This window comes from Rhizobacter sp. SG703, from assembly GCF_012275445.1.
Classification (GTDB): domain Bacteria; phylum Pseudomonadota; class Gammaproteobacteria; order Burkholderiales; family Burkholderiaceae_C; genus Rhizobacter.
On record NZ_JAAZQK010000011.1, the window covers coordinates 76,783 to 91,439 of the forward strand.

General features: G+C 71.1%; 16 protein-coding genes. 5 read left to right on the plus strand and 11 right to left on the minus strand.

The genetic code is table 11. From position 1 onward, the window contains the following. Positions 1 to 72: 72 nt before the first annotated feature. On the minus strand, positions 73 to 978 hold the full coding sequence (locus FHT26_RS22540) for a LysR family transcriptional regulator (RefSeq protein ID WP_168562343.1): 906 nt from the start codon (positions 976 to 978) through the stop codon (positions 73 to 75). 98 nt (positions 979 to 1,076) lie between these two features. On the opposite strand from FHT26_RS22540, the gene FHT26_RS22545 reads away from it, so the two are divergent. Beyond that, positions 1,077 to 2,264 carry an MFS transporter gene (locus FHT26_RS22545; protein WP_168562344.1) on the plus strand — a complete coding sequence of 396 codons (1,188 nt, stop codon included), beginning with the start codon at positions 1,077 to 1,079 and terminating at the stop codon, positions 2,262 to 2,264. A gap of 13 nt (positions 2,265 to 2,277) precedes the next feature. Then, complete coding sequence (locus tag FHT26_RS22550; protein ID WP_168562345.1) at positions 2,278 to 3,531, plus strand: SGNH/GDSL hydrolase family protein; 1,254 nt, start codon at positions 2,278 to 2,280, stop codon at positions 3,529 to 3,531. Here the strand turns inward: FHT26_RS22550 and FHT26_RS22555 are convergent. From FHT26_RS22555 to FHT26_RS22600, 10 genes are all read right to left on the minus strand, one after another. After that, a complete protein-coding gene (locus tag FHT26_RS22555; RefSeq protein WP_168562346.1) occupies positions 3,510 to 4,718 on the minus strand; it encodes a beta-propeller fold lactonase family protein in 1,209 nt (402 codons plus the stop codon). The two genes, FHT26_RS22550 and FHT26_RS22555, sit on opposite strands and share 22 nt — an antisense overlap. Positions 4,719 to 4,886: 168 nt before the next feature. After that, on the minus strand, positions 4,887 to 5,084 hold the full coding sequence (locus tag FHT26_RS22560; protein ID WP_168562347.1) for a zf-HC2 domain-containing protein: 198 nt from the start codon (positions 5,082 to 5,084) through the stop codon (positions 4,887 to 4,889). After that, complete coding sequence (locus FHT26_RS22565) at positions 5,081 to 5,638, minus strand: sigma-70 family RNA polymerase sigma factor (protein ID WP_168562348.1); 558 nt, start codon at positions 5,636 to 5,638, stop codon at positions 5,081 to 5,083. Before FHT26_RS22565 ends, FHT26_RS22560 begins: the two co-directional genes overlap by 4 nt. 268 nt (positions 5,639 to 5,906) lie before the next feature. Continuing rightward, positions 5,907 to 6,302 (minus strand): D-ribose pyranase, encoded by a 396-nt coding sequence (rbsD, locus tag FHT26_RS22570; RefSeq protein ID WP_168562349.1) that lies wholly within the window; start codon positions 6,300 to 6,302, stop codon positions 5,907 to 5,909. Further along, the gene (gene rbsK, locus FHT26_RS22575; RefSeq protein ID WP_168562350.1) at positions 6,299 to 7,204 is read right to left on the minus strand and encodes a ribokinase; all 906 of its coding nucleotides are present in this window, start codon (positions 7,202 to 7,204) and stop codon (positions 6,299 to 6,301) included. Before rbsK ends, rbsD begins: the two co-directional genes overlap by 4 nt. Then, positions 7,201 to 8,277, minus strand: a complete 1,077-nt coding sequence (locus tag FHT26_RS22580) for a LacI family DNA-binding transcriptional regulator (protein WP_210427539.1) — start codon at positions 8,275 to 8,277, stop codon at positions 7,201 to 7,203. Before FHT26_RS22580 ends, rbsK begins: the two co-directional genes overlap by 4 nt. After that, positions 8,274 to 9,284 (minus strand): ABC transporter permease, encoded by a 1,011-nt coding sequence (locus FHT26_RS22585; RefSeq protein ID WP_210427540.1) that lies wholly within the window; start codon positions 9,282 to 9,284, stop codon positions 8,274 to 8,276. The genes FHT26_RS22580 and FHT26_RS22585 overlap by 4 nt, the downstream gene beginning before the upstream one ends. A gap of 36 nt (positions 9,285 to 9,320) precedes the next feature. Then, a complete protein-coding gene (locus FHT26_RS22590) occupies positions 9,321 to 10,913 on the minus strand; it encodes a sugar ABC transporter ATP-binding protein (RefSeq protein ID WP_349238205.1) in 1,593 nt (530 codons plus the stop codon). A gap of 26 nt (positions 10,914 to 10,939) precedes the next feature. Next, a complete protein-coding gene (locus FHT26_RS22595; RefSeq protein ID WP_168562352.1) occupies positions 10,940 to 11,899 on the minus strand; it encodes a sugar ABC transporter substrate-binding protein in 960 nt (319 codons plus the stop codon). 276 nt (positions 11,900 to 12,175) lie between these two features. Then, positions 12,176 to 12,604, minus strand: a complete 429-nt coding sequence (locus tag FHT26_RS22600) for an H-NS histone family protein (protein ID WP_349238206.1) — start codon at positions 12,602 to 12,604, stop codon at positions 12,176 to 12,178. A 136-nt stretch (positions 12,605 to 12,740) separates the two neighbouring features. Here FHT26_RS22600 and FHT26_RS22605 point away from each other — a divergent pair, with 136 nt between their 5' ends. From FHT26_RS22605 to trxC, 3 genes are read left to right on the plus strand one after another with little or no spacing between them, the layout of a single operon-like run. Further along, positions 12,741 to 13,475 carry a phosphatase PAP2 family protein gene (locus FHT26_RS22605; RefSeq protein ID WP_168562353.1) on the plus strand — a complete coding sequence of 245 codons (735 nt, stop codon included), beginning with the start codon at positions 12,741 to 12,743 and terminating at the stop codon, positions 13,473 to 13,475. A gap of 57 nt (positions 13,476 to 13,532) precedes the next feature. Continuing rightward, on the plus strand, positions 13,533 to 14,123 hold the full coding sequence (locus FHT26_RS22610; RefSeq protein WP_168562354.1) for an SIS domain-containing protein: 591 nt from the start codon (positions 13,533 to 13,535) through the stop codon (positions 14,121 to 14,123). A gap of 19 nt (positions 14,124 to 14,142) precedes the next feature. Next, a complete protein-coding gene (trxC, locus tag FHT26_RS22615; RefSeq protein WP_168562355.1) occupies positions 14,143 to 14,565 on the plus strand; it encodes a thioredoxin TrxC in 423 nt (140 codons plus the stop codon). Positions 14,566 to 14,657 lie beyond the last annotated feature (92 nt).

Genomic DNA, 14,657 nt, shown 5'->3' on the forward strand with positions numbered 1-14,657 from the left:
ACCCGGACAGGCTGGGCATTCTAGGCACCCTGGCCAGGTCGGCCTGGCGGGCGCCCCCGAGGTGCCGCACCGTCAGCCGATCCGCACGTTCTCCACCAGGAAATCCAGCAGCGCCCGCACCCGCGACGGCAGGTGGCCGCCCTGGCCGACGAACACCGCGTGCACCTCTTCGACATCGCCGGGGTTGAACGCTTCCAGCACCGCCACCAGCCGCCCGGCGGCCAGGTCGTCGCGCACCTGGAAGGCCGCCAGCCTCGCCAGCCCGAGCCCCGCCACCGCGAGCCGGCGCAGCGATTCGCCATCGCTCACCTGCGCATTGCCGTTCAGCGGCATCGGCACGACCTGCCCGTCCTGCAGCAGCGGCCAGCCCTCCAGCGCCCGTGCATAGGTGAAGCCGAGGCGGTTGTGCAAGGCCAGGTCGGCCGGCGTCATCGGCGTACCGCGCTGCTGCAGGTAGGCCGGCGAGCCGACGATCAGCTTGCGCGTCTCGCCGAGCTTGCGGGCCAGCAGCCGCGAGCTCTTCAGCGGCCCGGCGCGCACCGCGACGTCGGTGCGGCGTTCGAGCAGGTCGATCACCTCGTCGGTCAGCACCAGGTCGAGCGTGACCTCGGGATGCAGCGCCAGGAAGGCCGGCACCAGCGGCAGCAGGAAATGCTCGCCGAACGGCACGTTGACGTTCACGCTGAGCCGCCCGCGCGGCGCATCGTTGGTGGCTGCGCCGCGCTCGGCTTCGTCGAGGTCGGCCAGCACGCGCACCGCGCGCTCGTAAAACACGCAGCCCTCCGGCGTCAGCTGCACCTGGCGCGTCGAGCGGGTGACCAGCCGCACCGCGAGCCGCGCCTCCAGCCGGCCGACCAGCTTGCTGACGGCCGACGGCGTCATCCGGAACGCCCGGGCCGCGGCCGAGAAGCCGCCCAGCTCGACGACCCGTACGAACACCTCCATCTCGCCCGAACGGTTCACCTCCAGCCGTGCCATGTTGAACTCGGTTCACAAGTGTTTTTCCGGCGGGCAGTCTAGTTCAAGAGGGGATTCGAACTCATCATTTCCCACTCGATGGCATTTGAATTCACAACATGAAGAACACCAGACTGGCGCTGTATGCGCTGACCGTCGGCGCCTTCGGCATCGGCGTCACCGAATTCGTGATCATGGGCCTGCTGCTCGACGTCGGCACCGACCTCGGTGTGTCCGTGTCGGCCGCCGGGCTGCTGATCTCCGGCTATGCGCTCGGCGTGGTGGTCGGCGCGCCGCTGCTGACCGCGCTGACGCAGCACTGGCCGCGCAAGACGCTGCTGCTGGCGCTGATGGCGATCTTCACGCTCGGCAACCTGAGCTGCGCGCTGGCACCGAACTACGAGCTGCTGATGGCCGCGCGCGTGCTGACGGCGCTGGCCCACGGCAGCTTCTTCGGCGTCGGCTCGGTCGTCGCAACCGGGCTGGTGCCGCCGCAACAACGGGCGTCGGCGATCGCGATCATGTTCACCGGCCTCACGGTGGCCAACATCCTCGGCGTGCCGTTCGGCACCTGGCTGGGCCAGCAGGTCGGCTGGCGGGCCACCTTCTGGGCCGTCGGCGCGGTCGGGGTGCTGGCGATGGCGGCGCTCGCGCTGTTCGTGCCGGCGCAGCCCGCCAGCCGCGACGGCAGCTCGCTGCGGGCCGACCTCGACGCGCTGCTGCGCCGCCCGGTGCTGCTCGGCTTCGCGACGACGGTGCTTGGGTTCGCCGGGCTGTTCGCGCTGTTCACCTACATCGCGCCGCTGCTGACGCAGGTCAGCGGCTTCAGCGCCGCGGCGGTGTCGCCGATCCTGCTGGTGTTCGGCGGCGGCCTGGTGATCGGCAACCTGGCCGGCGGCAAGCTGGCCGACAGGCACCTCGCCCGCACCGTGCTCGGCTCGCTGGCGTTGCTGGCGGTGGTGCTCGCGCTGACCGGCTGGGCGCTGCACAGCCGGGTGGCCGCGGTGCTGTTCGTCGGGCTGCTCGGCGCCGCATCGTTCGCGACCGTCGCGCCGCTGCAGATGTGGGTGCTCGACAAGGCCCAAGGCGCCGGGCAGAGCCTGGCATCGAGCTTCAACATCGCCGCCTTCAACCTGGGCAACGCGCTCGGTGCGTGGCTGGGCGGCGCGGTGATCGCGAACGGGCCGGGCCTGGGCTCGCTCGCGTGGGTTGCCGCGCTGCTGCCGCTGGCGGGCCTGGCCATCGCCGCGCTCGCGATGGCGCTGGACCGCACGCCGGCGCCGATCGCTTCCTCTGCCAACGCCTGACCCGGGAGACCCCATGACTGCACGCCGCACGCTGCGGCGCGGCCTCGCCGCGACCGTGTCCGCCCTCGCCTGCCTCGCCGCGATGCCCTCGCGCGCCGAGCCCGCATGGATCACCAGCTGGACCGCCAGTCCCGAAGCGAGCTGGGGCGCGGAGTTCGCGCTGCCGACCGGCACGCCGCCGTTGCTCGACAACCAGACGCTGCGCCAGGTCGTGCGGCTGAGCCTCGGCGGGCGCCGCGTGCGGCTGCAGCTGTCGAACGAGTACGGCCGCGAGCCGCTGGTGATCGGTGCCGCGCAGGTGGCGCCGGCGGCGGCCCCCGGGCGCGGTCGCGTGGTCCGCTTCGGCGGCCGGGCCGGCATCGTCGTACCGCCGGGCGCTTCTGTTCAAAGCGACCCGGTGGACCTGAAGGTGGCCGCGCTCGCGCCCCTGGCCGTCAGCCTCTACCTGCCCGGCCCCACGCCGACCCGCACCTTCCACTGGGATGGCCGGCAGGCCGCGTCGCTCGCGCCCGGCAACCAGGTGGCGGCCGCACGGCTGCCGCCCACGCCGGGGCTCAGTGCACGGCTGTTCGTGAGCGGCATCGCGGTCGAAGCCGACGCGCCGAACGGCAGCGTCGCCGTGATCGGCGATTCGATCACCGACGGCAACGGCGCGACGATGGATGCCGACACGCGCTGGCCCGATTTCCTCGCGGCCCGGCTCGCGCCGCAGCGCGTCGCGGTGCTGAACGCCGGCATCTCGGGCGGCCGCCTGCTGAGCGACGGCATGGGGCCGAGCGCGCTCGCCCGCTTCGACCGCGACGTGCTGATGCAGCCCGGCGTGCGCAGCGTGATCGTGCTGATCGGCATCAACGACATCAGCTGGCCCGGCACGGCCTTCGACCCGCAGCGCCGGCCGCCCGAGCTCGCCGAGCTGATCGCCGGCCATCGCCAGCTGATCGCCCGTGCGCACCGGCGCGGCGTGCGCGTGCTCGGCGCGACGCTGACGCCGTTCGAAGGCGCCCTCGCCGGCACGCCGCTCGCCGACTATTTCCAGCCGACCAAGGACGCGCTGCGCCGGCAACTCAACGCGTGGATCCGCGACAGCGGCGAGTTCGATGCGGTGCTCGACTTCGACGCGCTGCTGCGCGACCCGTCGCAGCCGTCGCGCCTGCAGCCGGCCTTCGACTCCGGCGACCACCTGCACCCGGGCGACGCCGGGCACCGCGCGATGGCCGACGCGGTGCCGCTGCGGGCGCTGTTCGATCAGATCCCGACCAGGCCCTGAAGGCTCAGGTGCGTCGCGGTGCCGATCACCGATTCGCCCAGCTTCGCCAGCGAGCCGTTCAGCCCGATCGCGTACGCGACGACCTTGTCGTCGCCGAGGTACGCGGTGTACAGGAACTTGCCGTCCGGGCTGATCCACGAATCGGCTGCAACACTGTTGACCCCGGCCTGCGCCGGCGGTTCGAGCGCCGCGGTGGCGTCGAGCAGCGTCAACGTGTTGCCGCTGATCGCATACGACGAGATCGACCCCGAGCCGTTGCCGACGAACGCCGTCTTGCCGTCGGGCGTGACGACCAGCCAGCACGGCGCCGCGGTGCCCGGCGCGCTGGCCTGGCCCAGCGCCGCGAGTGCGCCGGTCGCGGAGAACGAGAACGCGTTCAGCGATTGCGTCGAGATGCCGGTCGACAGGTAGACCGGCGACGCGGCGCCCGGCACGAAGGCACCGGCGAACGGCGTGGCCAGCACGCCGGCCGACGTGACCGGGGTGCCGAGCGTCCCGTCGGCCGCGATCGGGAACGACAGGATCGCGTTGCTGCCGGTGCCGGCGCTGACGACCGCGAAGCCGCCGTCCGGCGACACGATGACCTGCGTCGGCGCGGCGCTCGCGAGGCCGCCGAGGGCGAGCAGGTCGTAGCTGCCGAGCTGGGTCAGCCCGCCATCCGCCTCGACCTTGAAGGCGGCCAGCTGCGACGCGCCGCCGATGAAGGTGGCGTACAGCACGCCGTGGTTCAGCGCGAGGCTGTTCGGGATGTGGCCGGCCGCCGTCGTGCTGCGCTTCTTCAGCGTCAGCGCGCCGGTGCCGGGGTTGACCGACATCACCGAGATCGAATCGTCGCCGCCGTTGACGACGAACACCAGCGAGCCGTCGGGGCTCGCGATGATGCTGTGCTGGCTGACCAGCGAATCGGGCACGGTGTTGCCGGCGGCGTTGACCGCATTGGTGCCGGCACCGCCGGTCGGCGTGGTCTCGCCGCGCAGCAGCGTGCCGTCGGCCCGTCGGGTGAAGTGCACGACGGCGTTGGCCGTCTCGTTGGTCTCGGTGTAGAGCTGGTTCGACAGCACGGGCTGCGGGGCCGGCGTTGGCGCGTCGTCGTCGCCACCACCGCAGGCGGCGACGAGCAGCGTGGCGGCGAGTGCGGTGGCGAGCAACGCGACGCGGTGGCTTGAAAGGTTCCTGGCGTGGTGCATGTTGTTTCCTTCGAGTGATGTGGGCAGCGCCAAAGCCTTGGCGCCGCGGTTCGTCGAAGGAAAACCGACCCACTTACCCGTTGGATGCACCCGTTCCGAAATGTGATGCTCGCGTGATCTTCGGGGACGCGGACCGGGCGCCGGCCCGCTTGACGCCGCACATGGAAGCTACGAGCTGCCGAGTTGCCGCACCGCGTCGCGCAACACCCCCAGCTGGCCCTGCACGTGGCGGCACATGCTGCAGACGCCCAGGTGCTCGACCAGCCGCCGCTCGTCGTCCGGCGGCAGCGCCGCGTCCTGCGCTGCGCTCAACAGGTGCGATGCCGCGCGGCAGTCGATGCCGTCGTCTTCGGTCGTCTCGCTCATGTCGCGTCCTCGAACCAGCGCAGTTGCAGGCACTCGCGCAGCTGCATGCGGGCACGGTACAGCATCACGCTGCAGTTGTTGCTGGTGATCTGCAGCTCGCCGCAGATGCCGTCGATCTCCAGCTCGAGCCACTCGCGCATCATGAAGATGCGCGCGAGCTTCGGCGGCAGGTTGTCGATGCACAGCTGCAGCGTGTCGAAGAACTGCGCCTGCTCCAGCGCCCGCTCCGGATGCTGCCAGGCCGGCGGCGCCTCGCGCCAGTGCCCGTCCGCCGCGAACAGCGCATCGAGCGCGTCGTCGACGCTCTGCTCGGCCAGCGGCTCCACATGGATCTCGCGGCCGCGCCGGCGCAGCACGTCGATGATCTTGAACTTCAGGATGCCGGTCGCGTAGGTCTTCAGCGAGCTGCGGCCCTCGAAGCGCTCCGGCGTCTCGAGGATCGCCAGCAGCGTCTCCGACACCACGTCTTCGGCCAGGCTGTCGTGGCGCAGCTGAAGCTGCGCGAAGCGCAGCAGCGGCTGGTGCAGGCTCGACAGTTCGGCGGCGATGTCCATGGGCCGCGACTGTATCGCGCCGGAGAACCGTTCGGGCTGAGCTTGTCGAAGCCCGGTGCCGCGCGCGCAGGCGTTTCGACAAGCTCAACGCGAACGATTTCCCTTTCGGGCTGAGCCTGTCGAAGCCCTGGTTCAAGGCGAACGGGCCCTTCGACAGGCTCAGGGCGAACGGGGGTTGTCGCTCAGAAAACCGTTCATCGAAGCACCTCGGCGCCCGCGCGTGCCTGGCTTCGCGGCGGCTGGCGCGTTCAGTGCTTCGAAGCAACGCTCAGAACACGACCCCGGCGTACAGCAGCAGGTTCGCATACGGCGTGAACTCGCCGGTGCGCACGATCGCGCGCGCCGAGGCACTGCGCCGCTTCAGTTCGTCGTGCGACAGGCGTTCGACCGGCACGCCCGGCAGGCGCTCGCCCGCCTGCGCGACGAACGCCGGGCTGCGCTGCAGCGCTTCTTCGGCCAGCGCCGCGCGTTCCACCTGCATCTCGCTGAGCAGCGCCTGCAGCACCTGGTCGAACGACGGCACGCCGCGCGTCAGCGCGAGGTCGATGCACGGCGTGCCGGCCGGCACCGGCAACCCGGCATCGGCGATCACGACCAGGTCGCCATGGCCCAGCCCCGCCACCAGCTGCGACAGGCCGACGTGCAACAGCGCGGTCTTCTTCACGAGGGGGACAGCGCCGTTTGCAGGTCGCGCGCGTAAGGCATCGCGTCGATCGTGCCGGGCCGCGCGACGCTGAACGCCGCGGCCTGCTGCGCATGCGCGATGGCCGCATGCAGCGGCGCGCCGGCGCAGCGTGCGGCCGCGAACGCGCCGATGAAGGTGTCGCCGGCGCCGGTGGTGTCGACCGCCTGCGTGCGCGGCGCCGGTGCGTGCAGGTTGGAGTGCTCGTCGGCGCACTGCACGCCCTCGGCACCCAGCGTGACGATCACCGTCGACGGCCCGCGCTCGCGCAGCCGCGCCGCCGCCTCGGCCGGTGCGAGCGCCGCGCCGAGCAGCACCGCCGCCTCGCTCTCGTTCGGCACCAGGATGTCGACCTGCCGCAGCAACGCCGCCGGCAAGGCCTGCGCCGGCGCCGGGTTCAGCAGCACCGGCACGCCGGCCGCATGGGCGATGGCAATCGCCCGCGCCACCGCCGCGAGCGGCGATTCGAGCTGGCACACCAGCAGCACCGCCGACCCGATCAGCGCCGCCGCCGCATCGACCTGCGCCACGCCGAGCGCCGCGTTCGCGCCGGCCGACAGCGCGATGCTGTTCTGCCCGCGGTCGTCGACCAGGATCATCGCGACACCGGTCGGCTCTGCCACCTCGGCCAGGTGCGCGAGCGCGATGCCTTCGGCCGCCAGCCGGCGCCGCGCCTCGCGCCCATGGTCGTCGGCACCGACGCAGCCGATGAAGCTGACGGCTGCGCCGAGCCGCGCCGCGGCCACCGCCTGGTTCGCCCCCTTGCCGCCGGGCAGCACCTTGAATTCGCGCCCATGCACCGTTTCGCCGGGGCCGGGCAAGCGTTCGCAGCGCAGCACCAGGTCGGCATTGACGCTGCCGAGCACGACGATCGGCCCCGTCATGTCGCCACCGGCCCGGTCGACTGCCGCACCGTCAGCGACGGCTGCAGGATCTCGCGCTGCAGCGCCCGCCCGCGGTCGGCGATGCGCTGCATCAGCAGCTGCGCCGCCAGCTCGCCGGTGCGGTGCTTCGGCTGCGCGACCGTCGTCAGCGGCGGGTTGCTGTAGGCCGACAGCGCGATGTCGTCGAAGCCGATCACCGACAGGTCCTGCGGTATGCGCAAGCCATGCGACGCGGCCGCGCAGATCGCGCCGATCGCCATCAGGTCGTTCGAGACGAACACCGCGGTCGGCTGCACGCTGCCGTCGAGCAGCGACGCCATCGCGGCATGGCCGCCGGCGCTGGTGAAATCGGCGCTGCGCAGCAGCCGGTCGTCGACCGACAGGCCGGCCTCGCGCAGCGCGCGGTGGTAGCCGAGCACGCGCTGGCGCGCCGACGACAGCGTCTGCGGCCCGGCGATGCAGGCGATGCGGCGGTGCCCGAGCGACAGCAGGTGCTGCGTCGCGATCACGCCGCCCGCCTCGTGGTTGACCTCGACCAGGTCGGCCTCCAGGTCGTCGATCTCGCGGTCGACCACCACCTGCGGCATGTTGGCGTCGCGCAGCGTGTCGAGCAGCTCGCCGTCGGCGCCGGACGACATCACGATCAGCCCGTCGACCTGCTTCTCGCTGAGCAGGCGCACGTAGGTGCTCTGTTTCAGCGGGTCGTCGTCGGAATTGCACAGGATCACGTTGAAGCCGGCCTCGTAGCAGGTGTCCTCGATGCCGCGGATGATCTCGGCGAAATACGGGTTCGAGCTGTTCGGGATCATCATCCCGACGGTGTGCGTCCGGTTGCTCTTCAGGCTGCGCGCCAGCGCGCTCGGCACGTAGCGCAGCTCCTCGATGGCCTGCTGCACCCGCTGGCGCGCCGCCTCGCTGACGAAGCGCGTGCCGTTGACCACGTGCGACACCGTCGTCACCGACACCTGGGCCTGCAGCGCGACGTCCTTGATCGTGCTGATGCGCGCCGGCGCGCGGGCCGGCGTGCGGGCCTCGCGGCCCGGGCTGCTGCCGCTGCGTTCGCCGCCGTTCATCGCGCTGCACGCTGCGCCAGGCGTGCGCGCAGCACGTCCAGCACCACCGCGAGGATGATGACGAAACCGGTGACCATCTGCCGAAGGAAGTCGCTCATGCCGATCAGGATCAGGCCGTTGGCCAGGACCCCGATGATGCACGCGCCGAGCAGCGTGCCGATGATCGAGCCGCGCCCGCCCGACAGGCTGGTGCCGCCGATGATCACCGCCGCGATCGCGTTCAGCTCGAAGCCGATGCCCGAGATCGGGCTCGCGATCGTCAGCCGCGTCATGTAGATCACCGCGCCGACGCCGACCGCCGCGCCGCAGATCACGAAGGCCGCGATCTTGTAGAAGCGCACGCTGTGGCCGGCCAGCCGCACCGCCTCTTCGTTGTTGCCGATCGCGTAGACCAGCCGGCCGAACACGGTGCGGTTCAGCACGAACCAGCCGGCCAGCACCAGCGCCAGCGCCACCAGGAAGATCGCCGGCACGCCCAGCAGCGTGGCGCTGCCGAAGTTGTTGAAGGCATCGGGGAATTCGTAGATGGAGCGGGCCTGCGTCCATTGCAGCGCCGCGCCGCGCGCGATGTTCAGCATGCCCAGCGTGACGATGAACGACGGGATGGCCCACCAGGCCGACACCGCGCCGTTGACCAGCCCGCACACCGCGCCGACCGCGATGCTGGCCGCCAGCGCCAGCGCGATCGCCAGCGCCGGGTCGAGCCCGTCGAGCTTCAGCACCGTGCCGGCGACCACCGCGCAGAACGCCATCACGGAGCCGACCGACAGGTCGATGCCGCCGATCAGGATCACGAAGGTCATGCCGACCGCGAGGATCACGTTGATCGAGATCTGCGTGAAGATGTTGGTGATGTTGCCGGCGGTCAGGAAGATCGGCGACAGCAGCGCGAAAACGCCCAGCAGCACCAGCAGCGCCAGTCCGATGCCGGCCTCGCGCAGCACCAGCGCGGCGCGGTCGCCCATCGAGGCGGCGGCGGCAGGGGTCGAAGAAGAAGTCAGGTTCATCGCTTGCATTGCATCCAGGCCTGTGCCGTTTGTCGCTCAAGCCGCTTGCTGCGGCCGAACGAGGTATTCGCGGTACGCCATCGCGAGGATGGCCTCTTCATCGAACTGCGCGCGCGGCAGCTCGCCGACCAGCACGCCGCGGCTCATCACCAGCATGCGGTCGCACAGCCCGATCAGCTCGCGCAGGTCGGACGACACCACCAGCACCGCCATGCCCTGCGCCGCCATGCGTTCGAGCAGCGCGTGGATCTCGGCCTTCGCGCCGACGTCGACGCCGCGCGTCGGCTCGTCGAGCAGCAGCACCTTCGGGTCGCGCAGCAGCCACTTGCCGAGCACCACCTTCTGCTGGTTGCCGCCCGACAGCTGGCGCACCGGCTGCGCGATCGACGCGAGCCGGATCTGCAGCTCGCCAGCCATGCGGCGCGCGGCCGCGTTCTCGGCCTCGGCGCTCAGCAGCCCGCCGCGCGATACCGCGCCGAGGCGGGCCAGGCTCAGGTTGGCGCGGATCGGCAGGTCGAGCACCAAGCCTTCTTCCTTGCGGTTCTCGGTGACCAGGCAGATGCCATGCGCCAGCGCATCCCGCGGGCTGGCGATGCGCACTGGCTGCTCGTCGCGCAGGATGCGGCCGGCGGCGGCGCGGTCGGCACCGAAGATCGCGCGCAGCGTCTCGGTGCGGCCGGAGCCGACCAGGCCGGCCAGCCCGACGATCTCGCCATAGTGCAGGCTGAAATCGATCGTTGGTGCAGTGGACGAGGTGTCGCGCCGGCCGGCGTGGCGCAGGCCCTCGACGCGCAGCGCGGCCGGGCGCCCCGCATCGAGCAGCGGCGCGACGCGGGCCGGCCGCTCGACCAGCTCGCGTCCGACCATCAGCCGGACCAGCTCGCCGGTCGAGGTGCCGGCCATCGGCTGCGTGGCCACGTGCCGGCCGTTGCGCAGCACCGTGACGCGGTCGCAGACCTCGAACAGCTCCTGCAGGTGGTGCGACACGAACACCACCGTGACGCCGTCGTCGCGCAGCTTGCGGATGATCGCGAGCAGCCGATCGGTCTCGCGCGGCGTCAGCGTCGCGGTCGGCTCGTCCATGATGACGATGCGGGCTGCGCCCCCCCTTTGGTTCGACAGCGCCTTCGCGATCTCCAGCAGCTGCTGCTGCGCCATGCCGAGCGTGCCGACGCGCGTCGCCGGCGACAGCTCGTCGAGCCCGACCAGCGCGAGCAGCTCGCGCGCCCGGCGGTCCATCGCGGCGCGGTCGAGCAGCCCGAGCCGGGTGCGCGGCAGCCGCTCGAACAGCAGGTTCTCGGCGACCGACAGCTCGCCCAGCATGTGCAGCTCCTGGTGCACGACGCGGATGCCGGCGCGCATCGCGGCCAGCGGCGTCTGCGGCGCATAGGCCTCGCCGAACAGCCGCATGCGGCCGGCGTCGGGGCGGTCGGCGCCGCACAGGATCTTGATCAGGCTGGACTTGCCGGCACCGTTCTCGCCGGCCAGCGCATGCACCTCGCCGCGCATCAGCGTCAGGTCGACGCCGTCGAGCGCCGTCACGCCGGGATGCCGGCGCGTCAGCCCCTGCAGCTCGAGGGCGACGGCGGCCAAGCCGGCGCCGGTTCGGAGGGTGTCGTCGTGGTCCACGCGCGGGCTCCCGGGGGCAGCGCGGCTTACTTCAGGTTCTTCGCCGTGACCAGCTCGATCGGCGTCTTGACCCAGCCCTTCAGCGGCTGCTTGTCCTTGCGCGACTTGATGCCGTAGTCGATCGCGTTGGCCGCCATGTCGGTGCCGAACTGGTCGACCGTCGCCAGCACCTTGCCCTGCTTGATCAGCGGGCGGATGGCCGGGATGTTGTCGAAGCCGACCACCTTGATCTGCCCGGACTTGCCGGCGGCATCGAGCGCCTTCGAGACGCCGAGCGCCATCGAGTCGTTGGCCACCATCACGCCCTTGATGTCGGGATTGGCCGTCAGGATGTTCGTGAAGACCGCGTTGGCTTCCTCGGTCTCCCAGTGCGCCGTCTGCGATGCGACGATGTTCAGCTTGCCGGCCTTGGCCGCGTCCTCGAAGCCGAGCTTGCGCTGCAGCGCGTTGTCGGCGCCGGGGTTGCCTTCGATGATGACGATCTTGGCGCCCGGGCCGATCGCCTTCGCCAGCTCGTCGCCGGCCAGCTTCGCGCCGGCGCGGTTGTCGGGACCGACGAACGCAAGGTCGAGGCCGGCCTTCTTCATCGCTGCCGGGTCGAGCGCGACGTCGAAGTTGACGACGGTGATGCCCGCCTTCAGCGCCTTCGCGATCGGCGCGACCATCGCACGCGAATCGGCCGGTGCGATCACGATCACGTCGTACTTCTGCGTCACGAAGTTCTCGACCGCCGCGGTCTGCGCGTCGAAGTCGGTTTCGGATTGCATGCCGACCGCCTTCAGCGTGAAGTCGCCGCGCTTCTTCTCGTGGGCCAGCGCGCCTTCGGTCATGTTCTTGAAGAACTCGTTGGCCAGCGATTTCATCACCAGGCCGACGCGCGGCTTGGCGTCGTCGGCGTGGGCGGCGGTCAGGAAGAAGCCGGCGGCCAGGGCGGCTGCGGCCACCGCGATGCCGCGGCGCTGGCGGCTGTTGAAAGCGATCGTCATGTTCGTGTGTCTCCTCGAAGCGTGGATTGTTGCCCGGGCGGCGGGACGATCAACACCCGGACGGTACTGCGTTCGCACCACGTTCTGGTTGCGGCGGTCCATCCCGTACGCAAACGTTTGCGCGAACGTTTGCTATTTGAGGATCGCCAGGAGACTGACGCCAGAGGGAATACCCGCAGTGGCGGCGGAAGCGGGCCGAGCGCCGGGTGGCCCCAGGCCGGCCCGCATTCCGTTGGGAAATCGGTCGACGTACCCGTCGACCGAGGGGCTGTCACCTCAAACTGCGAAATCCGTGAGCTGCTTGCCGGCCGCGAGCGCATCGCGCAGCCACTTCGGGCGCGGGCCGCGGCCGCCCCACACGTTGCCGTTCTCGTCGCGGAACTTGACCGCGCCATCCGCCTTCTTGCGGCCGCGCTTCGCGGCGACCTTCTTGCCGGCCGCCTTCGGGCCGCGCTTCGCGCCGCCGAGGCCCAGGTCGGCGGCGGTGAGCCCGTAGGCTTCGATCGCTTCCTTGATGCGGACGACGACGCCTTCGATTTCCTTGCGTTGCAGCTTCTCGGCTTCACGCGTGAGGTTGGCAATCTCTTTTTTCAGTTGGGCCAAAGTTTTCGACATCGGAGTTTCCATGAGTTGCGACAGGCGCCGCCTCCCGTGCCGGTTCTTGATGTGACCGACTTTCCTTCGTACGCCGAGACCGGACCGCACGCCGTGGGCTGAGCCCCGCAGCGTGCCGGCGCGACCATAGCACAGCGTCCAGGGGGCGTGATGGAGTTGGCGCCGCCGCGTCGGCAACTGCCCCAGCTAAGGCGGGCCTAAGTCTGGCTCGCGAGCATCGCGGCCCATGTCTCCCGTCCTTTCTGACACGCCGGCCCGGCCTGCGGACCTGCTGCGCGCCGACCTGCGGGTCGTGCTGCTGTCGCTGGCCGTGCTGCTCGCGTGGGACCTGAGCGGCCTCGACTTCACGCTCACCGCCTGGTTCGGCAACGCCCACGGCTTCGCGTGGCGCGACCGCTGGCTCACCGCCACGCTGCTCCACGATGCCGCGCGCTACCCGGCCTGGGCGCTGTTCGGCGTGCTGCTGGTCGGCATCTGGAAGCCGCTGCCGTTCGCCCGCGCGCTGAGCCGGCGCGAGCGGGTCTGGTGGGTGTCGACCACGCTGGCCTGCGTGGTGCTGATCCCGCTGCTGAAGCGCAACAGCGCCACCAGCTGCCCGTGGGACCTGGCCCGCTTCGGCGGCGACGTGCTCGACTACGTGCCGCACTGGCAATTCTGGAAGCGCGACGGCGGCCCCGGCCGCTGCTTTCCGTCGGGCCATGCGTCGACCGCCTTCTCGTTCCTGGCCGGCTGGTTCGCGCTGCGCCGGGCGTCGCCGGTCGCGGCGCGCCGCTGGCTCGCGGTCACGCTGGCCTGCGGCGGCCTCTTCGCCTGGGTGCAGGTGATGCGCGGCGCGCACTACCTGAGCCACTCGCTGTGGACCGCGTGGGCCTGCTGGACGGTCTGCGTGCTGGCCGTTCACGCCGCGCGGCTGCGGCGTGCGGTGCCGGCGGCGGCCGGACTGGGTGCGGCCAAGGGTTAACCTCGGGGCATTGCGGACGGGCTGGCCGTCCCCAGATGCCTTGATGGAACACCCGCCATGATCGAACACATCCAATCCAACCTGCGCGAAGCCCAGCGCGCGCTCGACGCGCTGCTGTCCGACGGCCCGGCACTCGCGAGCGTCGAGCAGGCCGCCGCGCTGCTGATCCAGGTCTTCGAGCGCAAGGGCCGCGTCTACTCATGCGGCAACGGCGGCTCGATGTGCGATGCGATGCACTTCGCCGAAGAGCTGACCGGCCGCTACCGCGACGACCGCCCGCCGCTCGGCGCGGCCGCCATCAGCGACGCCAGCCACATGAGCTGCGTCGGCAACGACCTCGGCTACGAGCAGGTGTTCTCGCGCTATGTCGAGGCGCACGGCCGGCCGGGCGACTGCCTGCTGGCGATCAGCACCAGCGGTACCAGCAAGAACATCCTGCGCGCCGCCCGCGCCGCGAAGGACAACGGCCTGTCGGTGATCGCGCTGACCGGCAAGCGCAACCCTGCGTTCGAGGCGCTCGCCGACGTCTACGTCTGCACGCCCGGCGGCCGCTATGCCGACCGCGTTCAGGAACTGCACATCAAGGTGCTGCACATCCTGATCGAACTGATCGAACGCCGTTTCTTCCCCGAGAACTACGCGGCCTGAGGACCGCCCGGAGCCCTGCATGCAACTCGTCTGCCCCGCCTGCCTGACCCGCAACCGCGTGCCCGATGCGCGGCTGGCCGATGACCCGTTGTGCGGCCAGTGCGGCGCGAAGCTGCTGCCGGCGCACCCGATCGACGTCGACGACGCGAGCCTGGAGCGCCATGTGGCCGGCAACGAGATGCCACTGCTGGTGGATTGCTGGGCCGCGTGGTGCGGGCCCTGCCGTTCGATGGCGCCGCAGTTCGAAGCGGCCTCGCGGCAACTGCCCGGGGTGCGCTTCGCAAAGCTCGACACCGAGGCGGCCCAGCGCAGCGCGGCAGCCTACGGCATCCGCAGCATCCCCACGCTGCTGCTGTTCCGCGGCGGCAAGGAGATCGCACGGCGCAGCGGGGCCTTGCCGGCGCAGGAGATCGTCTCTTGGGTGCGCTCGCAGGGCGCTTAGGCTGAGCCGCCCGCGGCGGCCCGCTCGCGGTTTTTTCGAAGGTCGATCTCAGCATCCCGCTGATGGCCGCTCACGCCGGGCGTGGCTATCGT

Bases quoted from the DNA above. Each gene is read 5' to 3' on its own strand.
- FHT26_RS22540 (WP_168562343.1), bottom strand. From the start codon at position 978: ATGGCACGGCTGGAGGTGAACCGTTCGGGCGAGATGGAGGTGTTCGTA.
- FHT26_RS22545 (WP_168562344.1), top strand. From the start codon at position 1,077: ATGAAGAACACCAGACTGGCGCTGTATGCGCTGACCGTCGGCGCCTTC.
- FHT26_RS22550 (WP_168562345.1), top strand. From the start codon at position 2,278: ATGACTGCACGCCGCACGCTGCGGCGCGGCCTCGCCGCGACCGTGTCC.
- FHT26_RS22555 (WP_168562346.1), bottom strand. From the start codon at position 4,718: ATGCACCACGCCAGGAACCTTTCAAGCCACCGCGTCGCGTTGCTCGCC.
- FHT26_RS22560 (WP_168562347.1), bottom strand. From the start codon at position 5,084: ATGAGCGAGACGACCGAAGACGACGGCATCGACTGCCGCGCGGCATCG.
- FHT26_RS22565 (WP_168562348.1), bottom strand. From the start codon at position 5,638: ATGGACATCGCCGCCGAACTGTCGAGCCTGCACCAGCCGCTGCTGCGC.
- rbsK (WP_168562350.1), bottom strand. From the start codon at position 7,204: ATGACGGGGCCGATCGTCGTGCTCGGCAGCGTCAATGCCGACCTGGTG.
- FHT26_RS22580 (WP_210427539.1), bottom strand. From the start codon at position 8,277: ATGAACGGCGGCGAACGCAGCGGCAGCAGCCCGGGCCGCGAGGCCCGC.
- FHT26_RS22585 (WP_210427540.1), bottom strand. From the start codon at position 9,284: ATGAACCTGACTTCTTCTTCGACCCCTGCCGCCGCCGCCTCGATGGGC.
- FHT26_RS22595 (WP_168562352.1), bottom strand. From the start codon at position 11,899: ATGACGATCGCTTTCAACAGCCGCCAGCGCCGCGGCATCGCGGTGGCC.
- FHT26_RS22605 (WP_168562353.1), top strand. From the start codon at position 12,741: ATGTCTCCCGTCCTTTCTGACACGCCGGCCCGGCCTGCGGACCTGCTG.
- FHT26_RS22610 (WP_168562354.1), top strand. From the start codon at position 13,533: ATGATCGAACACATCCAATCCAACCTGCGCGAAGCCCAGCGCGCGCTC.
- trxC (WP_168562355.1), top strand. From the start codon at position 14,143: ATGCAACTCGTCTGCCCCGCCTGCCTGACCCGCAACCGCGTGCCCGAT.